19 protein-coding genes are annotated in these 22,162 nt (G+C 71.2%); 7 read left to right on the top strand and 12 right to left on the bottom strand.

Annotated features, from left to right (window positions below):
• The first annotated feature begins 4 nt into the window (after positions 1-4).
• Genes glmU through KUG38_RS09675 form a run of 3 tightly spaced genes read left to right on the top strand, consistent with a single transcriptional unit; the run spans position 5 to position 2,371 of the window.
• Positions 5-1,381, top strand: a complete 1,377-nt coding sequence (gene glmU / locus KUG38_RS09685) for a bifunctional UDP-N-acetylglucosamine diphosphorylase/glucosamine-1-phosphate N-acetyltransferase GlmU (RefSeq protein ID WP_216920946.1) — start codon at positions 5-7, stop codon at positions 1,379-1,381.
• Between the two features lie 46 nt (positions 1,382-1,427).
• Positions 1,428-1,802: a VOC family protein gene (locus KUG38_RS09680; protein WP_216920945.1), complete on the top strand. Its 375-nt coding sequence runs from the start codon at positions 1,428-1,430 to the stop codon at positions 1,800-1,802.
• Positions 1,799-2,371 (top strand): tryptophan-rich sensory protein, encoded by a 573-nt coding sequence (locus KUG38_RS09675; protein WP_216920944.1) that lies wholly within the window; start codon positions 1,799-1,801, stop codon positions 2,369-2,371. The genes KUG38_RS09680 and KUG38_RS09675 overlap by 4 nt, the downstream gene beginning before the upstream one ends.
• Here the strand turns inward: KUG38_RS09675 and KUG38_RS09670 are convergent.
• Both KUG38_RS09670 and KUG38_RS09665 read right to left on the bottom strand, forming a co-directional pair.
• Positions 2,333-4,525, bottom strand: a complete 2,193-nt coding sequence (locus KUG38_RS09670) for a dihydrolipoyl dehydrogenase family protein (RefSeq protein ID WP_216920943.1) — start codon at positions 4,523-4,525, stop codon at positions 2,333-2,335. The genes KUG38_RS09675 and KUG38_RS09670 overlap by 39 nt on opposite strands.
• Positions 4,522-5,769, bottom strand: coding sequence for an NAD(P)/FAD-dependent oxidoreductase (locus KUG38_RS09665; RefSeq protein WP_216920941.1), 1,248 nt, complete (start codon positions 5,767-5,769; stop codon positions 4,522-4,524). The genes KUG38_RS09670 and KUG38_RS09665 overlap by 4 nt, the downstream gene beginning before the upstream one ends.
• A gap of 445 nt (positions 5,770-6,214) precedes the next feature.
• Between KUG38_RS09665 and KUG38_RS09660 the strand changes: the two genes are divergently transcribed.
• The gene (locus tag KUG38_RS09660) at positions 6,215-6,670 is read left to right on the top strand and encodes a DUF3122 domain-containing protein (protein ID WP_216920939.1); all 456 of its coding nucleotides are present in this window, start codon (positions 6,215-6,217) and stop codon (positions 6,668-6,670) included.
• A 65-nt stretch (positions 6,671-6,735) separates the two neighbouring features.
• Here the strand turns inward: KUG38_RS09660 and KUG38_RS09655 are convergent, their stop codons facing one another.
• The 6 genes from KUG38_RS09655 to thrS all read right to left on the bottom strand — a co-directional run bounded on the left by KUG38_RS09655 (position 6,736) and on the right by thrS (position 15,913).
• Positions 6,736-7,923, bottom strand: coding sequence for an FAD/NAD(P)-binding protein (locus KUG38_RS09655; RefSeq protein ID WP_216920937.1), 1,188 nt, complete (start codon positions 7,921-7,923; stop codon positions 6,736-6,738).
• Between the two features lie 241 nt (positions 7,924-8,164).
• A complete protein-coding gene (locus tag KUG38_RS09650) occupies positions 8,165-10,279 on the bottom strand; it encodes a M3 family metallopeptidase (protein ID WP_216920935.1) in 2,115 nt (704 codons plus the stop codon).
• Positions 10,280-10,340: 61 nt separating this feature from the next.
• Positions 10,341-11,933 carry an NAD(P)H-quinone oxidoreductase subunit 4 gene (locus KUG38_RS09645; protein ID WP_216914449.1) on the bottom strand — a complete coding sequence of 531 codons (1,593 nt, stop codon included), beginning with the start codon at positions 11,931-11,933 and terminating at the stop codon, positions 10,341-10,343.
• A gap of 93 nt (positions 11,934-12,026) precedes the next feature.
• Positions 12,027-13,001 (bottom strand): homoserine kinase, encoded by a 975-nt coding sequence (thrB, locus tag KUG38_RS09640; protein ID WP_216920933.1) that lies wholly within the window; start codon positions 12,999-13,001, stop codon positions 12,027-12,029.
• Positions 13,002-13,037: 36 nt separating this feature from the next.
• Positions 13,038-14,069, bottom strand: a complete 1,032-nt coding sequence (locus KUG38_RS09635; protein WP_216920932.1) for a glucokinase — start codon at positions 14,067-14,069, stop codon at positions 13,038-13,040.
• Positions 14,066-15,913: a threonine--tRNA ligase gene (gene thrS / locus KUG38_RS09630; RefSeq protein ID WP_286195864.1), complete on the bottom strand. Its 1,848-nt coding sequence runs from the start codon at positions 15,911-15,913 to the stop codon at positions 14,066-14,068. The genes KUG38_RS09635 and thrS overlap by 4 nt, the downstream gene beginning before the upstream one ends.
• Positions 15,914-16,044: 131 nt before the next feature.
• Here thrS and KUG38_RS09625 point away from each other — a divergent pair, with 131 nt between their 5' ends.
• A complete protein-coding gene (locus KUG38_RS09625; protein WP_286195863.1) occupies positions 16,045-16,578 on the top strand; it encodes a TM2 domain-containing protein in 534 nt (177 codons plus the stop codon).
• Between the two features lie 6 nt (positions 16,579-16,584).
• Here the strand turns inward: KUG38_RS09625 and KUG38_RS09620 are convergent, their stop codons facing one another.
• From KUG38_RS09620 to KUG38_RS09605, 4 genes are all read right to left on the bottom strand, one after another.
• Positions 16,585-17,235, bottom strand: a complete 651-nt coding sequence (locus KUG38_RS09620; RefSeq protein ID WP_216920930.1) for a glycoside hydrolase family 24 protein — start codon at positions 17,233-17,235, stop codon at positions 16,585-16,587.
• A gap of 303 nt (positions 17,236-17,538) precedes the next feature.
• Positions 17,539-18,576 carry a tryptophan--tRNA ligase gene (gene trpS / locus KUG38_RS09615; RefSeq protein WP_216920928.1) on the bottom strand — a complete coding sequence of 346 codons (1,038 nt, stop codon included), beginning with the start codon at positions 18,574-18,576 and terminating at the stop codon, positions 17,539-17,541.
• The gene (locus tag KUG38_RS09610; protein ID WP_216920926.1) at positions 18,573-19,139 is read right to left on the bottom strand and encodes a DUF8668 family protein; all 567 of its coding nucleotides are present in this window, start codon (positions 19,137-19,139) and stop codon (positions 18,573-18,575) included. Before KUG38_RS09610 ends, trpS begins: the two co-directional genes overlap by 4 nt.
• Positions 19,140-19,154: 15 nt before the next feature.
• Positions 19,155-19,739, bottom strand: a complete 585-nt coding sequence (locus KUG38_RS09605) for a hypothetical protein (protein ID WP_353617767.1) — start codon at positions 19,737-19,739, stop codon at positions 19,155-19,157.
• 138 nt (positions 19,740-19,877) lie between these two features.
• On the opposite strand from KUG38_RS09605, the gene KUG38_RS09600 reads away from it, so the two are divergent.
• Both KUG38_RS09600 and KUG38_RS09595 read left to right on the top strand, forming a co-directional pair.
• Complete coding sequence (locus KUG38_RS09600; protein ID WP_353617766.1) at positions 19,878-21,293, top strand: DUF697 domain-containing protein; 1,416 nt, start codon at positions 19,878-19,880, stop codon at positions 21,291-21,293.
• Positions 21,294-21,463: 170 nt separating this feature from the next.
• Positions 21,464-22,162, top strand: a 699-nt coding sequence (locus KUG38_RS09595) for a photosynthetic reaction center family protein (protein WP_216920922.1), incomplete at its 3' end; no start/stop codon positions are given.

The following is a 22,162-nucleotide window of genomic DNA, read 5'->3' as shown; positions in this document are numbered from 1 at the left end:
GCCGATGCTCGCCGTTGCCGTTCTGGCCGCCGGGAAAGGGACCCGCATGAAGAGTGCCCTGCCGAAGGTGCTCCAGCCCCTGGCCGGCGCCACCCTGGTGGAGCGGGTGCTGGGCAGCTGCCACCGGCTCGCCCCCGACCGCCAGCTGCTGGTGGTGGGGCACCAGGCCGATCGGGTGGAGCGCACCCTCGCCGGCGTCGAGGGCCTGGAGTTCGTGCTGCAGCAGCCCCAGAACGGCACCGGCCATGCGGTGCAGCAACTGCTCGGGCCGCTGGAGGGCTTCGAGGGCGAGCTGCTGGTGCTCAACGGCGACGTGCCCCTGCTGCGGCCGGAGACCCTGGAATCCCTGCTCTCCACCCATCGCACCAGCGGCGCCGCCGTGACCCTGCTCACCGCCCGGCTGGCGGACCCGAGCGGCTACGGCCGGGTCTTCGCCGACGCGGCGGGCCAGGTGAGCGGCATCGTGGAGCACCGTGACTGCACGGCCGAGCAGCTCGCCAACACCCTCACCAATGCGGGGATCTACTGCTTCGACTGGGCCCGGCTGGCCACCGTGCTGCCCAGCCTGAGCACCGACAACGACCAGGGGGAGCTCTATCTCACCGACACCGTGGCCCTGCTGCGGCCCGCCATGCACATGGAGGTGGGCGACCCGGACGAGGTGGCCGGCATCAACGACCGCCAGCAGCTGTCCCACTGCGAGGCGGTGCTGCAGGACCGGCTGCGCCGCCACTGGATGGCGGAGGGGGTGAGCTTCACCGATCCCGCCAGTTGCACCCTGTCCGAGCACACCCGCTTCGGCCGCGACGTGCTGGTGGAGCCCCAGTGCCACTTCCGTGGAGCCAGCAGCATCGGCGATGGCTGCCGCATCGGCCCCGGCTGCCTGATCGAAAACAGCCAGCTGGGCTCCGGGGTGGAGGTGATCCATTCGGTGCTGCGCGACAGCCACGTGGAACCCGGCTGCGCGATCGGGCCCTTCGCCCAGCTGCGGGCCGGCAGCCACCTGGCCGCCGGCTGCCGCATCGGCAACTTCGTGGAGGTGAAGAACAGCCGGCTGGGGGAGGGCTGCAAGGCCAACCACCTCAGCTATCTCGGCGATGCCGACCTCGGCGCCGATGTGAACGTGGGGGCGGGCACGATCACCGCCAACTTTGATGGGGTGCGCAAGCACCGCACCGTGATCGGCAGCGGCAGCAAGACCGGGGCCAATTCGGTGCTGGTGGCGCCGATCACCCTCGGGGCGGGGGTGACGGTGGGAGCGGGCTCCACCCTCACCAGGGACGTGCCCGCCGGGGCCCTGGCCCTGGGCCGGGCCCGCCAGCTGGTGAAGGAGAACTGGACCCCGCTGGCGCCGCGCCAGCAGCAGGGGGTGGCGGGCTGAATCCAGATTTTCAGGCCTAATCTTGGCCCAAAATCACCTCGCAGCCATGGCCGTCAACCCCGTCATCTGGTTCGAGCTCTACGTCGACGACATGGCCCGGGCCCGGGCCTTCTACGAGGCCGTGTTCCAGCTGACGCTGGAGCCCCTGCCCGATGCGGGCATGGAGTATTTCGCCTTCCCGATGCAGAACGATCAGGTGGGGGCTGGTGGCGCCCTGGCCAAGATGGAGGGCATGGCCCCGGGCGGTGGTGGTGGCACCTTGATCTATTTCCACTGCGACGACTGCGCCGTGGAAGAGAGCCGGGTGGCGGGCGCCGGCGGCACGGTGATCAAGCCGAAGATGTCACTCGGCGCCTACGGCTTCATGAGCCTGGTGCTCGACACCGAGGGCAACACCATCGGGCTCCACTCCCAGGCGTGAGCGCCACGGCCCCGGCACCGCGCTTCCGCTGGTGGCATGGTGCCGTGATCCTGGTGGCCGCCAATGCCGTCAGCTTCTGGCCGGCGGGCGTGCTGGGTGACGCCGCCTTCTACACCAGCTTCCGCCTGCCCCCCTACGCCCCGCCCGACTGGCTGTTCGCGCCCCTGTGGCTGGTGCTGAACATCACCTCCCTGGTGGCCCTGGCGCGGGTGGCCAACCTGGATGTGGAAAATCCTGCCGGACAGCTCGATGTGGATGCGGCAGGCCGGCGCCGGGAGCTGGTGCTGATCTCAGAAGGGGTGGGCTGGCTGCTGTTCGCCGTGTTCACCACGTTGTTCTTCTGGCTGCACAGCCCGGTGCTGGCGGCCGCGGACACGGTGGCGGGCCTGCTGGTGGCGGTGGTGAGCGTGGCGGCGGCGGCCAGCCTGGATCGCCCCGCCGCCGGCCTGATCGGCCTGCGGCTGCTGTGGCTGCTGCTGGCCAGTGCCGTGGCGGTGAGCGTGGCCCTGCACAACCCCGACCCGTTCCTGTCAGCCGCCCCGGCGCCAGGTGTGGAAGCGCTCCAGTAGGGCCAGGGTGCGCTGGGGGGCATGGGCCTTCTTCCAGCTTCCGGCGACGTACTTGTTGGCTTCGGCCAGGGTGGGATAGGCGTGCATCGTGCCCAGAACCTTGCCCAGGCCCAGGTTCCAGCGCATCGCCAGCACGAATTCGGCCAGCAGCTCCCCGGCCTGCTCGGCCACGATCGTCACCCCCAGGATCCGGTCCCGGCCGGGCACCGTGAGCACTTTCACGAAGCCGGTCTCGGCCGATTCGACGATGGCCCGATCCAGCTCGGCCAGGGGGAATCGGGTGACCTCGAAGGCCACGCCCCGGGCGGTGGCCTCGTCTTCGCTCAGCCCCACCCGGGCCACCTCCGGGTCGGTGAAGGTGGTGCGCGGGATGACGCGGCCGTCGACGGCGAAGCGCACCGGATCGAACAGCCCGTTCACCGCCGCGTACCAGGCCTGATGGGCCGCCGTGTGGGTGAACTGCCAGGGGCCGGCGGCGTCGCCGGCGGCATGGATGTTGGGGTAGAGGGTCTGGAGATAGGCGTCGGTGTCGATGGTGCGGCCGGTGGGGATGCCCAGGGCCTCAAGGCCGTGGCCCTCCAGCCGGGCCTGGCGCCCCACGGCGCAGAGCAGCTCGTCCGCCTCGAGCAGCAGGGAGGCGTCGCCCACCGCCAGCTGCACCTGCACGCCACCGGAGGCGGCGGGCCCCACCCGCTCCACCCGGCAACCGGTGTGGACCCGCACGCCGTCGCGCTCGAGCACCTCGCGCAGCAGCGCCCCCACCTCGGGATCCTCCCGGGGCAGCAGGCGGTCGTTGCGCTGCAGCAGGGTCACCGGCAGGCCCAGCTGGGCCAGGGCCTGGGCCAGTTCGCAGCCCACCGGGCCGCCGCCCAGCACCACCAGGCTCGGCCTCGGGGAGGGATGCTCGGCCAGGGCATCCCAGAGGGTCTCGCTCGTGAGCACCCGCACCGTGTCGATGCCGGGCAGAGCAGGGATCACCGGCGCGGCGCCGGTGGCCAGCACGATGGCGCGGGCCGTGAGCACGGTCTCGCTGCCATCGGCGGCGGTGATCGCCACCGCCCAGGGGCTGATCAGGCGAGCCTGGCCGAGGTGCACGTCCACCCCGAGGGCGGTGTAACGCTCGACGCTGTCGTGGGGGGCGACGGCCGCCACCTTCTGGCGCACCCGCTCCAGCACCCGGTGCAGCTCCACCCGGGGCTCCTGGGGGGTCAGGCCGTAGCGGTCGGCGTGGCGCAGGCGGGCGGCGAGGCGGGCCGTGCTGATGAGGGCCTTGCTGGGCACGCAGCCGGTGTTGAGGCAGTCCCCGCCCATGCGGTCCCGCTCCACCAGGGTCACCTTGGCCCGCACGGTGGCGGCGATGTAGGCGGTGACCAGGCCCGCCGCCCCGGCACCGATCACGATCAGGTTGCGGTCGAAGTGGCGGGGGCGGGGCCAGGGGCGGTACAGGCGCCAGAGACGCCAGCGGCCCAGCAGCAGCTTCACGACCCAGGGCAGCAGTCCCAGCAGGGCGAAGGAGGCCAGCAGGGCCGGCGAGAGGAGGCCGCCCAGGCTGGTGAGCTGGCCCAGCTGGGTGCCCGCATTCACGTACACGAGGGTGGCCGGCAGCATGCCCAGCTGGGAGACGAGCGCAAAGGGCAGCAGGGGCATGGGGGTGAGGCCCATCAGCAGATTCACGAGCACAAAGGGAACCACCGGCACCAGCCGCAGGCTGAGCAGGTAGGCGGTGCCGTCGCGGCGGACGCCCTCCTCGATCGGCCCCAGGCGCTGGCCGAACCGGCGCCGCACCGGCTCCCGCAGCAGGGTGCGGGCCAGCAGGCAGGCCGCCGTGGCCCCCAGGGTGGAGCCGATCGACACCAGCACCGTGCCCTGGAGCAGGCCGAAGATGGCCCCCCCCGCCAGGGTGAGCACGGTGGCGCCGGGCAGGGACAGCCCCGTCACCAGCACGTAGACGGCCACGAAGGCGGCTGCGCTGGCCAGCGGAGCCGCCTGCCGCCAGGCCAGCAGCTGCTCGCGGGAGGCCTGCAGCGCGGCGAGATCCAGCCGGTGCTGCCAGCCCTGGCCGAAGAACAGGCCCACCCCGGCCAGGAGCAGGGCGAGGACGAGGAGGCGGCGCAGGGGGACCCCGGCCGGGGCCCCACGGGACGGGTTGGTCATGGCAGGGGCCGCGAGGGTTGGAGCGGTGGCGCCGCCTGGACCACCGGCGCCGCGGCGGCCAGGATCGCGGCACGGTCGCCGTTGACGGGGGGAATGATCCGCTCCCCATTGATGAGCCGCTTGGTGCGCTTGGCGCTCTCCCCGGTGGCGACGACCCGGCGCTCCCAGCCTTCGGTGTAGAGGGCCCCCCAGGGGCCCAGATCGAGGATGGTGGTGTACCAGTCGATCCGCAGCGGCAGCAGCGGCAGGCCCAGCAGATCGCAGACCGCGTTGTGGCCGGCGAACCGGCCCATGGGACGGCTGTGCTGGCAGGACATGACCGTGGTGTGGCCGTCCTCCAGGGCGAGGCGGGCACTGTCGCCGGCGGCGAACACACCGTCCAGCCCCTCGACCCGCAGGCCGGCATCGACCGGCAGGCGGCCAAGGGCATCGGTGGGCACCCCGCAGCCGGCGGCCAGCGGACTGGCGCGCATGCCGGCACACCAGACCACCGTCTGGGTGGCGATGACCTCGCCGGAATCGAAGCGGATCCCCCTGCCGTCCAGGGAAACCACCCGCACACCGAGGCGGCACTCCACCCCCAGGGCCACCAGGGCCTCCTCGATCACGGGCCGCGCCCCATCCCCCATGTCCGAGCCCACCCGGGGGTTGTGGTCCACCAGCACCACCCGCACCGGTCCGGCCAGAGCTGCACGCTCCTGGGCCGCCCGCAGCCGGGCCGGCAGCTCGCAGGCGGTCTCGATCCCCGTCAGACCCGCCCCCACCACCACGGCCGTGAAGCGTCCGGGGCCGTCGGAGTGCTCCGCCAGGGCCTCCAGGTGCCCCGCCAGCCGGAAGGCACCGCCATAGGTGTCGACATCGAAGCCATGGGTGGCCAGGCCGGGGACCTGGGGCCGCCGCAGCTCGCTGCCGAGGGCGAAGACCAGCCGGTCGTAGGCCAGCGCCTGCGGGCCGGCCGGAGTGTGCACGGTCACCGTCCGGCCCGCCGGATCGATGACGCCGACCTCGCCCACCAGCCAGCGGACGCCAGCGGGCGCGAGCACCGTCTGCAGGGGCACCCTCAGGGGCGCCAGATCGGGCTCGTAGTTGCGCACGCGGATGGCGTGGAAGGCGTCGCGGTTGACGAGCAGCACTTCAACGGCGTCGGGGCCAAGGCCGAGCTGATCGAGCTGGCGGGCGGCGGCCAGGGCACTCCAGAGCCCGGCAAAGCCACCGCCGAGCACCAGGATCCTCTGGGCTCCCATCAGGTCGTTCCGGCAAGGGGCGCAGGCGTCACCGGGAGCGGATCAACCGGAGCTCAGGCTATCGAGGGCCCGGGCCTGAAGGCGGGAGCGGCAAGGGACGTCTCCCGGGCGACCTGCCCCTGCCTCTGGCTCTGGCTGTGGCCCTGGCCCTGGCAGGAGGGCTGCCGCCCGGGGCAGGAACGGTCGGGGGCGGCCGCTCCATGGAGGCGGGGAAAGGAGGGACTGGAAAGGGATGGAAAAGAGTCAAGAAATAATGGAAGAAAAAGGTAACGGTTATGCGGGAGATGTCAGGGGATGATTTCCGCATTCTTCGGATCATTTCAGGGACTTAGGTTGAAGAGGTTCAAACGAGAAGGACAGGACATTGAAGACATACTTTATCGTCACGGTGCAGAGTTTACGTCGGCATCTGCATCGCTTTTTCAGTATCGGAACGGCATGGATCGTGGCTGCCGGGCTTCTATTTCTCGCCCCCGTCTTCAACCCAGCCTCCGCCCTTGCCGATGACACGGGCAACTGGTATCTGGATGACGGCTCGGGGCACCAGCTGGGGGCCGTCCTGTTCGAGCGCTCCGACATCAACGCACCCTCCGGTCTGCGGCTGCGGCTGAACGCGGAAACGGCCGGGCTGAAGCTGGATCACGTCCGTCCCATGGTGATGAGCGACGGCGGCCAGCGGGCCTGGAGCCTCGATAACCGCAGCAAGGAGCTTCTGGGCGCCGCCAACGGGGCCATCCCGGTGGGCTCCTCCCAGTACGACGCCGGCTGCCTCGATCCGATCCCCGCCGACGGCATGGCGATGCGGATCACCGTGCCCAGCTCCGCCGGTGACCTGACCTTCGCCCTGGCCCCCGGCCAGGTCCAGACCATCCACTCCCTGTCGCAAGCCTGCGCCAACTAGGACCCCGGCCGTCCACGGCTCTCTGCCTCGGTTCCCCTGCAAGGGGGGGCCGGGGTACGGCCTGTTCAGGACTTGAGGGCGGCGCGGCAGATGCGGTGCGCCGCTTCCCGCCCCCCGAACAGGTTGCGGGCCGCGGGTCCCAGCTGCAGCGCGGAGAGTCCCCCCATGACGTGCACCCGGGTACCGGGCCAGCGCAGGTCGCCGCTGAGCACGGGCCAGTCCTCGACCAGCGCCAGGGGACGCTGTTGTTGCAGCTGGCGCAGCAACGGGTGGTGGCTCACCCCCAGGCTGTGGCCGGTGGCCAGCCAGAGGCGGTCGGCCCGGTGCTGGCTGCCATCGCGGCAGTGCAGTTGCCACTGGCCCTGACGCCAGCGGGCCGAGGCGATCTGGCAGCCCTCGTTCAGCTGCAGCGCTCCGGCGGCCTGCGCCTGCTGCAACCGGCAGGCCAGCTCGGGGGTGATCGAGCCGCCGTCGCGGGCCGCCAGAACCTGCTGACGGCGGCGGTGCCAGCAGGGTTCCGCCCGGAAGTCCTTGAGATAGCGGGGACCCAGCCAGCCCGGGTCGGCATCGAAGGGCCTGCGGCGCAGCGTCCGCCGGCAGAACAGGCTGACCCGGGCGCCCCGCCGGATGGCCCCCAGGGCCAGATGGGCGCTGGTCAGGCCGCCGCCGACAATCACCAGATGCTGCCCCGCCAGACCCCGGCAGGCGCCGAGGTCGAGGCTCTGGCTGTGCTGCAGGGACTCCGCCGGGTAGGGGCCCTCGATGGCCCGGACCCAGTCCGGCAGCAGCGGCGCCTCGGCCCCTGTGGCGATGACCAGCCGCCGGGGGGCCAGAACCGAACCGTCGCTCAGATCCAGCTCCAGGGCGTCGCTCCCGGCAGGAGCGAGCCGGATCCGCTCGACCGCCACGGCCTGCACCCGCTCGGCCAGCTGGAAGTCGGCCACGACGCTGCGGCAGAAATCGGCGAACAGCTCCGTGTGGGGAAGGCCGTAGGGACCCTCAAGCTCGGCCCCGCGCTGGCGCTCCTGGGCGAAACGGCGCAGGGCGTGGGGATTGGGATGGGGATGGTGGGGGGAAGGGGAGCGCAGCCAGGGAATCTCGTAGCGGCGCATCTGGGTGTTCCAACGCTCCAGCCAGGTGCCACTGGGGTCGAGCACCCGCAGCCGCCGGCGCCACTGGGGCCGCTTCTGCAGCAGCAGGCAGCAGAGGGTGAGGGCCTGGGGACCGGACCCGGCGACCACCAGCTCAGCCATGGCGGTCGCGGGCGAACCGCGTCAGCGCAGACAGGAGCCCGAGCGGGTAAGGCAGGCCGTGACGGGGGATGGCGGGAGAACGCAGAATGACAACCATTTTCACATGATTCGTCCCTGATGCCCGGCCCAGCGCCCCAGCCGGGCCTAGAGAGATCCGTGGGTGATCTTCAACCAGGGCTGCCGCGCCTCTGTGGCAGGGATCCGGCCAACGGCTGCTACACGTTCCCCTGGGACGAGGCGATCAGCCCCCTGCCGCCACCAGCCCCGAGTGCCGGATCAGGGCCTCCGGGCTGGGGGGCCTACCCCGGAAGGTCTCGAACACCTCGCCGGGGTGGCGGCTGCCGCCGAGGCTGAGCACCGTCTCGCGGAAGCGGCGACCGGTGGCCTGGATCGCCGCCTCGTTCTCCAGGCCCACCTCCTCGAAGGCGCTGAAGGCATCGGCGCTGAGCACCTCGGCCCACTTGTAGGAGTAGTAGCCGGCGGAATAGCCGCCGGCGAAGATGTGGCCAAAGGAGCAGAGGAAGGCGTCCTCCTCGATCGGCTCCAGCACCGTGGTGGTGACGGCAATCTCCCGGCGCAGCTGCTCCGGGGTCCGGCCGCACTCCGGCGTCCACTGGCTGTGGAGCCGCAGGTCGGTGAGGGCGAAGTGCACCTGGCGCAGGGTGGCGGCCCCGCCCATGAAGGTGCGGGCGGCCTGGAGCTTGGCGAACTCCGCCTCCGGCAGCGGTTCGCCGCTCTGCCAGTGGCGGGCCATCCCCATCAGGGTGGCGTGGTCGTAGCACCAGTTCTCCATGAACTGGCTGGGCAGTTCCACCGCATCCCACTCGACATTGTTGATGCCGGCCGCCTGGGGACGCTCCACCGTGGTGAGCATGTGCTGGAGGCCATGGCCGAACTCGTGGAAGAGGGTCTCCACCTCCTCGAAGGTCATCAGGCTGGGGGTGTCCCCCACCGGCGGGCTCTGGTTGCAGACCAGATAGGCCACGGGCAGCACGGGCTGCCCCGAGGCATCCAGCGAGCGCACCAGGCATTCATCCATCCAGGCGCCGCCGCGCTTGCTGCCCGGCCGGCTGTAGGGATCCAGGTAGAAGGCCGCCAGGGGCTCGCCGCTGCCGGCGTCATCGACGCGGAAGAAGCGCACGTCCGGATGCCAGACGGGCGCCTCGCCATCGGCGGGGTGGATGCGGATGCCGAACAGGCGGTCACAGAGGCCGAACAGCCCATCGAGCACCCGGGGCAGGGGGAACCAGGGGCGCAGGGCCTCGCTGTCGAGATCGAAGGCCTCCTGGCGCCGCACCTCTGCCCAGAAACTGACATCCCAGGGCTTGAGGTCCTCCGCTTCGGCTGCCCCCTCGCGGGCCGCACAGGCGCGCAACGCCTCCAGTTCCTGGAGGGCCACCGGATAGGCGGCGGTGCGCAGGTCCTCCAGCAGGGCCTCCACCTCCGCCACCGAACCGGCCATCTTCGCGGCCAGGCTCACCTCGGCCCAGGAGCCGTAGCCCAGGCGCTGGGCCTGCTCCCGCCGCAGGGTGAGGATCCGCTCGATCGCCGGCCAGTTGCCGTCGGTCTTCCCTGAAGCCCGGCTCACGTGGGCCTTGTAGGCGATCTCCCGCAGGTCGCGGCGACGGCTGTACTTCAGGAACGGGCCGAAGCGGGGCATGTCGAGCCCCAGCAGCCAGGGTCCCTCGCTAGCTGTGGCCTCGCCGTCACCGGCGTCACGGGCGGCCTGGGCCAGCTGCTCCTTGAGGCTCTCGGGCAACCCCTCCACCTCGGCCGGATCGCTGAGCCGCAGGGTCCAGGCGTTGGTGGCATCCAGCACCCGGTTGCCGAACGCGGTGGCCAGCTCCGCCAGCTCCTGACTGGCGGCGTTGAAGGCCTCCTGGGCCTCGCCCTCCAGGCCCACGCCCCGCAGCTCCATGTCGCGGATCTCCGCCGTCAGGATCCGCTCCTGGGTGGGATCGAGTCCGCCCTGGGCCTGGAGGCTGCGCAGCGCCTCGAACAGCACCCGGCTCTGGCCGGCCCGGTTGCCGAAGGCCACCACCGCGGCCTGCTGGCTGGCATGGGCCTCCCGCAGTTCCGGGCTGTTGCAGACACCGTTTAGGTGGCTGACCACCCCCCAGCTCCAGCGCAGCCGCTCCCCCAGCCGGTGCAGGGGATCCATCACCTCGGCCCAGGCCAGGGTGCGGCCCGCCCCCGCCGCCGCCGCCAGATCCGCCTCCAGCCGATCGAGCTCCGCCTGGAGCGTGCCCAGCAGCGCCGGGATGTGGGCCACCACCTGGTCGGGGGTGATGGCCTCGAAGCGGGGCAGACCCTCGCCGGCCAGCAGGGCGGGGGGGCTCTGGAGGGTGGTGGTCATCGCCGGGCTGCCGCTTCGGTGGGAGACCCCATTTCAGCCCACCCGGGCGCCGGACGGCGGGTCAGCCCAGGGCGGCCATCCGTCCCATGGCCACCGCCCCGGTGCTGGCCAGTTCGGCGGCCAGACCGTTGGTGCTGGCCTCGTAGAGGTCGATCGCCACCCGCGGCCAGAAGCCGATCACCAGGGTGGGCACCAGCAGGGTGAGGCCGATCAGCAGCTCCCGGGGCTTCATGTCACCCACCACCGCCAGGGCCGGGATCCTTGGACCGAAGAACACCCGGCGGCAGAGGGAGAGCAGATAGACCGGGGTGAGCACCAGGCCGATGGCGGCCAGCACGATCGTGATCACCCGGAAGCCGACCGTGAAGCCGTCGTAGGAAGTGACACCGAGGAACACGGTGATCTCGCTGATGAAGCCGCTCATCCCAGGCAGGGCCAGGGAGGCCATCGAGCTGGCCAGGAAGAAGGCGAAGGTGATCGGCAGCACCTTGGCCAGACCGCCCATGTTGGGGATCGAGAGGGTCTCGGTGCGCTCGTAGAAGACGCCGGTGACGAAGAACATCGCCGCGGCGATCAGCCCGTGGCTGATCATCTGCAGCATGGCACCGCTCATCCCCAGGGCATCGACGGCGCCGATGCCCAGCAGCACGAAGCCCATGTGGCTGACGGAACTGCAGGCGATGCGGCGCTTGACGTTGTCCTGGGCGAAGGCGTTGAGGGCCCCGTAGATGATGTTGATGATCCCCAGAACGATCAGGGCCGGGGCGAGCCGCAGGTGCACCTCCGGCAGCATCTGGACGTTGAAACGCAGCAGGGCGTAGCCCCCCATCTTGAGCAGCACCCCCGCCAGCAGCATCGACACCGGCGCATTGGCCTCCCCATGGGCATCGGGGAGCCAGGTGTGCAGCGGGAACATCGGCAGCTTGACCCCGAAACCGACCAGGAAGCCCAGGTAACAGAGCAGGCCGAAGGTGCCGCCGGGGGAGCGGGCCGCCAGTTCGCTGAGGTTGAGGGTGAAGGTGTCGCCGGAGAGGGCGAGGGCCAGACCGCTGATCAGGATCAGCAGGGAGGCGGTGGCAGTGTAGAGGATGAACTTGGTGGCGGCATACTGGCGCTGCTTGCCGCCCCAGATGGCGATCAGCAGGTAGACGGGCACCAGCTCCAGTTCCCAGGCCAGGAAGAACAGCAGGAAGTCCTGGGAGAGGAACACCAGGCTCTGGGCCGTGGCCTGCACCAGCAGCAGGGCGAAGTAGAGGCGGGTCTTGAGGCGGATGTTCCAGCTGGCCGCCACTGAGAGCAGGGTGACCAGGCCGCTGAGCACCACCAGGGGGGCGGAGAGACCATCGGCGGCGAGGGACCATTCCAGGCCGAGGGCCGGCACCCAGGCCACGCGCTCCACCAGCTGCAGGCCGCCGAGGCTGGCGTCGTAATGGCGGGCGAAGACCCAGAGAATCAGGGCCAGATCCACGCCGAGCACCCCCAGGGCCAGGGTGCGGGGAAGGCGGGGATCGCTGCCGTCACCGGGCAGCAGGGGCATCACCAGGGCGGCGGTGGCGGGCAGCAGCACGATCAGACTGAGCCAGGGAAAACCCGCCTCGGTGAGTCCGGAAGGTAAGGAAGAGGACGCGAGCGAAAGGGGCAGGCTGGCGTCCATCACTGTGGGGTGCTCCAGGCAGGAAGTATGACGGCAGACGCTGCCGCGTCGGGACGATGTCCCCGGGCGGCAGAGCCTATCAACTGGGTAGTTCTACTCACCGAGAACGGCTTGTGGGTGGCTCCCCTCCGGCAGGGTGGCCCAGGTGCTGCCGCCCTCCTGGAGTCCAAGCACGGCGCTGTGGCTGCTCACCCCTTCCCCCAGCCAGGCGTGGGTCATGGCCTCCCCCACCGCCGCCGCCCGCTCCTCGGGGGCCAGGGCCAGCAGACTTGGCCCGGCGCCGCTGATCACGCAGCCCCAGGCCCCGGCCTCCATGGCCGCCTCCCGCACCGCCCTTCCCCCCTGGATCAGTCCCCAGCGGTAGGGCTCGTGGATGCGGTCGTGCATGCCATCGGCGATCAGATCGCCGTTGCCCGTGCGCAGCCCCTGGAGCAGCAGGGTGAGGGCCCCCAGGTTCATCACGGCATCGCTGATCGGGATGCTGCGCGGCATGGCGCGGCGCGCCTCGCTCGTGCTCAGCCGGATGGTGGGGATGGCCACCACGGCCTTCACGGCCGGGTTCCACTCGCAGCGCACCACCCGCCAGCGGTGGGAGGCGGCCCGCGCCGTCAGGCACAGCCCGCCGAGCAGGGAGGGAACCACGTTGTCGGGATGGCCCTCGATGTCGATGGCCAGCTCCAGCAGCTTCTCGCGGCTGAGGGGCTCCCCCACCAGGGCATTGGCGCCGATCAGGCCCGCCACGATGGCGGTGGCGCTGCTGCCCAGACCCCGGGCGGGGGGCACCGCCAGCTGCACCCGCGCCTCCAGGGCCACCGCCTCCACCCCCACCTCGCGCCAGACCCGCTGGGCCGAGCGGTAGACGAGGTTGTCGGGACCACCGCGCAGGTGGGCCCCCTCGGGACCCTCAATGATCAGCTCGAACCGCTCACCGCCCCCCTCGATCACCCGCAGCTCGAAGCGGTTGCCGAGATCCAGGGCGGCGCCGAGGCAATCGAAACCCGGGCCGATGTTGGCAGTGGTGGCGGGTACCGCCACCACCACCCCCTGGCCGATCTGGGGCCGGACCATAAATGACCTGTCGTTGGGCTCAGTGTTGCAGCCGACTCAGCCCAGCAGCATCCGGGCCCGGCAGGCGGCGCTGAAGGTGCCGACCCCGGGATCCACCACGGCGGTGATGGGCATCGGCTCCAGGGTGGAGCGCAACCGGCCCTTGTTCAGAAACGGGCCCAGGAAGGCTTCCGAGCGCAAGCCGTCCAGCAGCTTGGCGGCCGTGCCCCCCGCCAGCCAGAGTCCGCCGCGGCTCAGGCAGGCCAGGGCCAGATCCCCGCAGACGCTGCCATAGGCACCCAGCCAGAGCTCCAGGGCCCCAGCCGCCAGGGGATCCCCGGCGGCGGCGGCGAGGGCCACCGCCGCCGGCAGGTCGGCCCGGTCCGGGCCATCGCCGGCCTCGCTCCAGAGCCGGGCAGGGCCGCTGAGGGGGTGGTCGCCGCCGGGGTGGTGCCGGTCGAGCAGCCAGCGGGCCACGTGCCCCAGACCGGTGCCGCTCACCACCCGCTCGATCGAGATCCGCTCCAGGGCCAGATCGGCCCTGAGCCACTGCTTGAGGTCCCATTCCGCCGCAGAACGGGGGGCGAACTCCCCGTGGGCCGCTTCGCTGGGGATGGCCCGCAGGCCCGCGGCGGTGGGCAGGCCCATGGCCACCCCCAGACCGGTGCCGGCCCCCAGCACCAGCAACGGCGCCTGCGGATCCCGCTGGCCCTGCCGCACCGGAGCCGTCTGGGCCGCATCGAGATGGGGCAGGCCGTAGATCAGCACGGCGAAATCGTTGACCAGCTCCACCAGCGGCAGGCCGCAGCTGCGGGCCAGGCCGGCGGTGTCGAGCACCCAGGGAAGATTGGTGAGCTGGGCCCGGCCCCCCTCCACCGGACCGGCCACCGCGAAGCAGGCGGCGGCCGGAACACCGCCGGCCACCGGCCCGGCGACGGCCAGGAAGTGGCGCACCATCGGGGCCAGGTCCTGCCAGTCCGCCGAGGCGAACCGCTCCTCCAGCACCAGCTCGGGCCGCTCCCCACCTGGCCGCCAGAGGCTGAGCAGGGTCTTGGTGCCGCCGATGTCGCCCGCCAGCAGGAGGCTCATGCCAGGGCCAGGGTGGCCAGCCGGCCAGCGTTGGCCGTGGCGGCGGCGGCCACCAGGGCGTCGGCGGCCACGCTGCCCAGATCCCCCTGGCGGCGGCTGCGCAGGCTCACCGTGCGGGTTTCGGCCTCCCGGGCACCGATCACCCCCAGCACCGGGATCTTCATCTGCTCGCCGTTGCGGATCAGCTTGCCGAGCCGATCCCCGCTGTGGTCGATGCCGGCGCGGATGCCCGCGGCAGCCAGCAGGCCCCGGAGCTCCTCGGCCCAGGGGAGGGCCTCATCGGTGACGGGCAGCAGCCGCACCTGCTCGGGGGCGAGCCAGAAGGGGAAATCGCCGGCGTAGTTCTCCACCATCACGCCGAAGAAGCGCTCCAGGGAGCCGAAGATGGCGCGGTGGATCATGATCGGCCGGCAGCGGCTGCCGTCGGCGGCCACGTAGTTCAGATCGAAGCGTTCCGGCAGGTTGAAATCGAGCTGGATCGTGGAGCACTGCCACAGCCGGCCGATCGCATCCTCGATCTTGAGGTCGATTTTCGGCCCGTAGAAGGCGCCGCCCCCCTCGTCCACCTTGTAGGCCCAGCCCTTGCGGTCCAGGGCCTCCACCAGGCCGGCGGTGGCCAGCTCCCACACCGCGTCCTCGCCGATCGACTTCTCGGGGCGGGTGGAGAGATGGATCTCGTAACTGCGGAAATCGAAGGTGGAGAGGATGCGCTCGGTGAGGTTGAGCACCCGCAGGATCTCATCGGAGATCTGCTCCGGCAGGCAGAACACGTGGGCGTCGTCCTGGGTGAAGCCGCGCACCCGCATCAGCCCGTGCATCACCCCGGGCCGCTCGTAGCGATACACGGTGCCCAGTTCGGCCCAGCGGATCGGCAGCTCCCGGTAGGAGCGCAGCCGGCTGGCGAAGGTGAGCACGTGGAACGGGCAGTTCATCGGCTTGAGCTGGTACTGCCGCTCGTCCACCGCCATCGGCCCGAACATGCTCTCGCTGTAGAAGTCGAGGTGGCCCGAGGTCTTCCAGAGGCTCAGGTCGGCCACGTGGGGGGTGTAGAGGAGCTCGTAGCCGTCCTCGAAGTGGGCCGCGCGCCAGAAGTCCTCGATCAGCAGCCGCATGCGGGCACCGCGGGGGTGCCAGAACACCAGGCCGGCGCCGGCCTCCTCCTCGATCGAGAACAGGTCCAGGTCGGTGCCCAGCCGGCGGTGGTCACGGCGCAGGGCCTCCTCCTTGCGCCGCTTGTGCTCCGCCAGCTGCTCGGGCGTTTCCCAGGCGGTGCCGTAGATGCGCTGCAGCTGGGCGCGCTTCTCATCACCCCGCCAGTAGGCCCCGGCCACGCTTTCGAGGGCGAAGGCCTTGGGGTTGAGCTCGCTGGTGTTGGTCACATGGGGACCGGCGCAGAGGTCCCACCACTGGTCGCCCAGGGTGTAGAGGGTGATCGGCTCGCGGAGCCCCTCCAGGATCTCCAGCTTGTAGGGCTCGTTCTGGGCCCGGATCCGCCGCTCCGCCTCCTCGCGGCTCACTTCGATGCGCTCCAGGGGCAACTTGCGGGCAATGATCTTGCCCATCTCCTTCTGGATCGCCTTGAGATCGGCCTCGGTGAAGGGGTCCGGGTTGTCGAAGTCGTAGTAGAAGCCGCTCTCGGTCCAGGGACCGATGGTGACCTGGGCCCCTGGGAAAAGCTTCTGCACCGCCATGGCGAGCACGTGGCTCATCGAATGGCGGATGCGCAGCAGCTGGGGGCTTTCGCTCGTCTTCGGCAGCACGATGGCGGCAGCGTCGGTGGCGACACCACTGGAGGCGGCGGGGCTGGAGGCCGGTGGCACCGGTGAAGGGGGCGCGGACGTCATGGAGGCAACCTGTTGAAGGCATGGTATCCAGGCCCACCGATGGCCCCCCGGCCATGGCCGGTACCGGGGGTCGGTACCGGGGGCCGGTGCGACCGTCGATCGGCCCTAAGTTGGAGGGGCTGAGCACTGTGATGGCCGCCCGACCCACGCCAGGACCCGTCCAGAGCGCAGTGCAGCGGCCAGCTCCCGTTGTCCCGGAGGGATCGGGGCTGAACCGGGCGGCCGAACGGCGCAGCGTCGCCCTCAGTTACCTGCTGTGGTGCACCTGCCTGGTGGGGCTGTGTGGCCTGCCGCGCTTCTACAACCGCAAACCCCTGAGCGGCACCCTCTGGCTGCTCACCTTCGGGCTCTGCGGCATCGGCCAGCTGCTGGATCTGGTGCTGCTGCCCGACATGGTGCGCCAGGCCAACCAGTCGCTGTTGCTGGAGGAGGCCCTGGCGGGCCGCGAGACGGCGTCCTACCCGCCGATCGAACGCCAGCTGCTCCAGCTCGCCCGCCGCACCGGCAAGGGCGGCTTCACCCTCAACGACGCCCTGCTGGAGCTCCAGCTGCCCCCCCAGGCCAACAGCAGTGTGGTCAGCGCCGAGATCGAGCGGCTGCTGCTCAGCCACCTGCTGGACGTGGGCAACGACGAACGGGGCCGGGTGGTCTACCGGGAACCGTGAGGCCGATCAGGCGCTGGTGAGGCTCCGCTGCCGCTCCAGTTCCCGGTCGTAGAAGCGTTGCAGCTCGGTGCGGCACTTCACCGGCTGGCCGTAGTGGCTGTCGCCCGCCAGATTCGGCAGGGAGGCCCATTCCGGTGCCAGCCGTGCCAGCACCTCGGGCGTCAGGCCCTGGCGGTCGAAGCTCCGCAGGGCGCCGCGCTGCTGGATCAGATGCAGGGCGGCCTGGTCCTGGCTGGCGGGGCCGAAGTCCCGGAGTCCAAGGCGTTCAGCCGCCCGATCCCAGGTGGTGGGCAGGAACTGGTAGGCACCGGCGGCGGCACTGGCATAGCCGCGTCGCACGACGATGTCGGGGTGACGGCTGAGGTCGCCGAAGCGGTCGCCGCCGAAGAGCACCCGGTAGCCGTCGTCGCTGCCGCCCAGCCAGGTGCCCTCGGCGTAGCGGATCGTGTTGAGCAGGGCCCGCCGCTCGGGGGTGATCCCGTAGGGGCCCGGGGCGCTCGCCACCACCGGCCGGACGGCGGGCTGGGGGGCGGGACGGACCACCTGTGGGGGGACGGGGGCGGCCGGGCGTTGCACCATCGGCAGCATCAGGAGCAGCACCAGGGTGAGGGGGCCACGCTGGAGCGGCTTCGGCGGCGACGGGAGGGGGCGACGCAAGGGCAAGCGGTCGTCAGGGATCCATGACCCTGCTCAGGCCCGGGCCCTGGACGCGACACCCCGTCGCCCGTACTGGACAGACCGGGGCCCGATGTGCTTGCGGACCCCGCCCGAAGGGCGAACTTTCAGGAAAAATTCAGTCGGCAGCCGGGAGGCGCGGCAAACAGCCGGCCGCTGACCGTCTCCACCGGGCCACCGACTGACTCCAGTACACCCACAGCGAACGATCAGCTGTCGTGATCAATACATAACGATTGATTCACGCTTTTCCCGGCCCCCTTGCAACCAGAACGGCGCCCCGGTTCAATCCTGGGCCAGGAAACCGAGGGCGCTGCGGACCCGCTGCAGGGTGGCAGCGGCCACGCCCGAAGCCCGCTCCCGCCCGTCCCTGAGCACCGACTCGAGGTGGCCAGGGTCGCTGCGCAGCTCCGCATAGCGCTGCTGCAGGGGCCGCAGGGCCTCCACCGCGGCATCCGCCAGCAGGGGCTTGAAGGCCCCCCAGCCCATGGCGGCGCAGTCCGCCGCCGCCCGCTCGCGGCCCACGCCGGAGAGCAGGGCGTAGAGGCTGAGCAGGTTGTCGGCCTCCGGCCGCTCCGGGTTGCCGAACTCCAGGCCCATGACCGGGTCGGTCTTGGCCCGCTTGATCTTGCGGGTGATGAGCTCGGGCGGGTCCAGCAGGGTGATGCGGGAGCCCTCGTTGGGGTCGCTCTTGCTCATCTTGCTGCTGCCGTCGGTGAGGCTCATCACCCGGGCCCCCTCCTTCAGGATCAGGGGCTCGGGCACCTTGAGGACGGGGTGCTCAGGATCCGGGGCGTAGCGGGCGTTGATGCGCTGCTGGGCGATGTCGCGGGCCAGCTCCAGGTGCTGCTTCTGGTCTTCCCCCACCGGCACCCGATCGGCGTCATAGAGAAGGATGTCCGCGGCCATCAGGACCGGGTAATCGAGCAGGCCGGTGGAGACGTTGTCGCCCTGCTTGAGCGCCTTCTCCTTGAACTGGATCATCCGCTCCAGCCAGTTGAGCGGCGTGACGCAGTTGAGCAGCCAGCAGAGCTCGCTGTGCTCGCTGACGTGGCTCTGCACGAACACCGTCGAGCGCTGCGGGTCGATGCCACAGGCCAGGTAGAGGGCCGCCGTGGTGAGGGTGTCCTCCGCCAGGCGCTTTGGATCGTGGGGCACCGTGATCGCGTGCAGATCGACCACGCAGAAGAAGGTCTCGTGGCTGTCCTGCAGGGCCACCCAGTTGCGGATCGCCCCCAGCCAGTTGCCCAGGTGCAGGGCCCCGGTGGGCTGCACGCCGGACAGCACCCGGGGCCGCGCCGCCCTGGCGCTGGTGTCGCTCACGCTTCCGGAGTGGCGTCGCCCTCGGTGTCGGCGGAGGCCGTCGCCCCCTCGGCCGGATCAGGGGCGGCCTCCGCGGTCTCGGCGGAATCAACGGGCTCCTGGGCTTCAGCCTCGGCCTCCGGCGCTTCAGCCGGGGCTTCGGCTTCGATCACCGCAACCGGGGCCGCGGGCCGGCTGGGCCGGGCGAAGGGGTCGATCCGGGCACCGCCGTGGCCGCCACGGCCCACCTGGCGGGGCTGGCCATCGCCACCGCCCCGGCGGGGCTCACCCCCCCGGGGAGCGGGGGCGCGGGAGCCCGCCTGGGCCCGGTGCTCGGCCACCAGGGCCTCGAGCTGCCCCTTCTCCAGCTGGTCGGCGAGGGTGCGAAGGGCAAAACCCAGCACCGCGACGGTGGAGCGCAGGCCGAAGGCCTCCTGCAGGGCGCGGGCGGCCTGCATCTCGTTGTCGCTGAGGCGGATGCGGAAGCCGCCGGGCTCCCGGTTCGGCCCCGAACGGCCGCCCCGCTCGGGGGCATCCCCGCGGCCGGAGCCCACGGGAAGAGGGGTGTTGGTGTCGTCCGCCATGGCCGCAGCCCGCAATCAGGGGCAAGTGTCGCGCATCGACGTCCGGCCGGCGGCGACGTCAGGACCCAGCCACAGCAGCCGGTGCCTGCCCCGGCGTGCGCTGCCGTCCCGCCGGGCCAGCACCAGCAGCGGCACGGGCCGGGGCCCGGCGGCGGCGAAGCGCAGCCGGTACTGCTGGAGCAGGTCCAGGTAGGTCTCGAGGGTCCAGCCCTGGGTGCCCCGCTCCTGGGCAGCCCAGAACTTCCGCAGCGCCTCCCGGCAGGCCTCCGCCCCGAAGTCCTCCCAGCAGAGTCGCTCGGCTTCCCAGGCCGGGCGACCGGCGGCCACCAGCTCCCGGTAGCGCCGCAGCTCGGGGGCCTCCTGGCTGCAGTCCGGCGGCAGGCGGCTGGCCAGGTGTTCCACCGGGACCCGGCTCAGGCGCAGCCAGCAGCGCTCCAGCAGCAGCACCGGCAGGCCGCCGTGCCAGTGGTCGCTGCCCTCCAGTTCCTCCAGGGCGCGGCGCAGCTCCTCGAGGTGGGGGTCCAGCAGGAACAGGCCCTCCAGCGTCGCAGCCGGGCCGGACGTCACAGCCTTGCCGTAACGGGCATCGGAAGACGGCACGGAGGGGACCCGGACGACAGTCTGAATCATGCTGGGTCAAGGAGGGATCTGCAGGGACGGTGTCTTAAGGGAGGTGGACGCGGGGGTGTGAGCCCCGTCACTTCTGAGCTAGAGAGGCATCGCCGCCGGTACCCGCCCGTGACGCCCCCGGACCCCCTGCGCCCCGCCGCCCTGGCCTCCCTGCTGCCCGCCGGCTGGCGCAGGCAGGCCCTGCTGCTGGCCGGGGGGGTGATCGGGGGCGAACTGCTGCTGCGGGCGTTGCCGGGCGAAGGACTGGGTCTGGTGGGGATCGCCGGGGTGGCGGCGGGCTGGTGGTGGCTGGGCCGGCGGCCCGCCAGCCTGGCGCCGCCCCGTTTGCCCGCCAGCTTCGATGCCTGGGTCCAGCGCTGCGAGGCGCTGCTGCTCCAGTTCGAGCATCTGGAGGGGGAGCCGGCCGAGGGCGCGCCGGGCGAAGGCCAGATCCGGCGCCGCGCCGGCCTTGCCGCCCTGCGGGAGGAGGGGGCCCGGAGCGGTCTCCAGCTCGCCCTGGTGGGCTCCGTCGCTCCCGACGCCTCCTGGGCTCCCCAGCTGCAGCAGGCCCTGCGCGGCCGGCTGGCCCTGAGCCTGCGGTGGGGTGAGCCCCTGCCGGCCGTGAGCCGGGAGCGCCAGTGGCCGGAGGGGTTCGCCGCCGCCGATGTGGTGCTGTTCCACCTGGTGACCCCCCTGCGGGCCGCCGATCTGCGCTGGCTGGAAGCGGTGCCTCCGGGCCAGCCCCTGTGGCTGCTGGTGCAACCGGAGGCCCCCTGCGATCCGGCCGACCTGACGGCCGAACTGGCCTCCCAGTGGCCCGGCGCCGCCGCCGACCGGCTGCTGCCGTGGGACGGCTGCCCCGAAGCCCTGACCGCCAGCCTGCAGCCCCTGGCCCGCTGGCTGGTGGCCGAGGGAGCGTCCCTGCGCCGGGCCACGCCCCTGCGGCGCATCGAGGCCCTGCACCGGCTCTGGCAGGCCGATCTGGAACGGCTGCGACGGCAACGGCTGGTCCAGCTGCAGCAGCGCACCCAGTGGATCGTGGCGGCCGGCGTGTTCGCCGCGCCCCTGCCCTCCCTCGATCTGCTGGTGCTGGCGGCGGCCAACGGCCTGATGCTGCAGGAGATGGCCCGTCTCTGGGGCTGCCCCTGGAGCACCGAACAGCTCAAGGCCGCCGCGGTGGAACTGGGCAAGGCCTCCCTGCTGCTGGGGGTGGTGGAGTGGAGCAGCCAGGCCCTGATCGCCGCCGCCCGTCTCCACGGCGCCACCTGGCTCGTGGGCGGGGCGGTCCAGGCCCTTAGCGCGGCCTACCTGACCCGGGTGGTGAGCCATGCCATGGCCGATGTGCTGGCCCTTTCCGTCGGCGTCGAGGCTCCGGATCTCGAGCGGATCAAGCGGGAAGCCCCCCTGCTGGTGGCGCGGGCGGCCGAGGCGGAGAAGCTCGACTGGTCCAGCTTCCTGCAGCAGGCTCGGACCTGGATCGGCCAGCAGCTGACCGCACCATCCCCGTCATCACTGGCCGCACCCTCACTGCCGCCCGCGGTGTGACGTTGTATTCATGAAGTGTTTTCATGAAGTCCCTTCATGAATATTCATTGCGTATAGACCCGATTGCCTGAAGGATCGTTGCGCTCAGGTTCGGGATCCCGGGAGATTTCTTAGTGTGAAGGCACCTCCCTTGTGGAGGTATCACTGCGTCTTCCTACCGTCTTACTTCCATGACCACTGCCATTCGCAGCGGCCGCTCGGAAAGCTGGGAAAGCTTCTGCGCCTGGGTCACCTCCACCAACAACCGCATCTACGTCGGTTGGTTCGGTGTGCTGATGATCCCGTGCCTGCTGGCCGCCACCATCTGCTACGTCGTCGCCTTCATCGCGGCCCCCGCCGTCGACATCGACGGCATCCGTGAGCCGGTCGCCGGCTCCCTGATGTACGGCAACAACATCATCTCCGGCGCCGTTGTTCCCTCCAGCAACGCCATCGGTCTGCACTTCTACCCGATCTGGGAAGCCGCCAGCCTCGACGAGTGGCTGTACAACGGCGGCCCCTACCAGCTGGTGGTCTTCCACTTTCTGATCGGCATCTCCGCCTACATGGGCCGCCAGTGGGAGCTCTCCTACCGGCTCGGCATGCGCCCCTGGATCTGCGTCGCCTACTCGGCCCCCCTCTCGGCGGCCTTCGCGGTGTTCCTGATCTATCCCCTGGGCCAGGGCTCCTTCTCCGACGGCATGCCCCTCGGCATCAGCGGCACCTTCAACTTCATGCTGGTGTTCCAGGCCGAGCACAACATCCTGATGCACCCCTTCCACATGCTGGGTGTGGCGGGTGTCTTCGGTGGCTCCCTGTTCTCCGCCATGCACGGCTCCCTGGTGACCTCCTCCCTGGTGCGTGAAACCACCGAGAGCGAGTCCCAGAAC

The organism is Synechococcus sp. CCAP 1479/9, assembly GCF_019038535.1.
GTDB lineage: Bacteria > Cyanobacteriota > Cyanobacteriia > PCC-6307 > Cyanobiaceae > Cyanobium.
The sequence above is the reverse complement of the archived record's forward strand: the minus strand, read 5'-3'. Positions and strand labels throughout refer to the sequence as shown.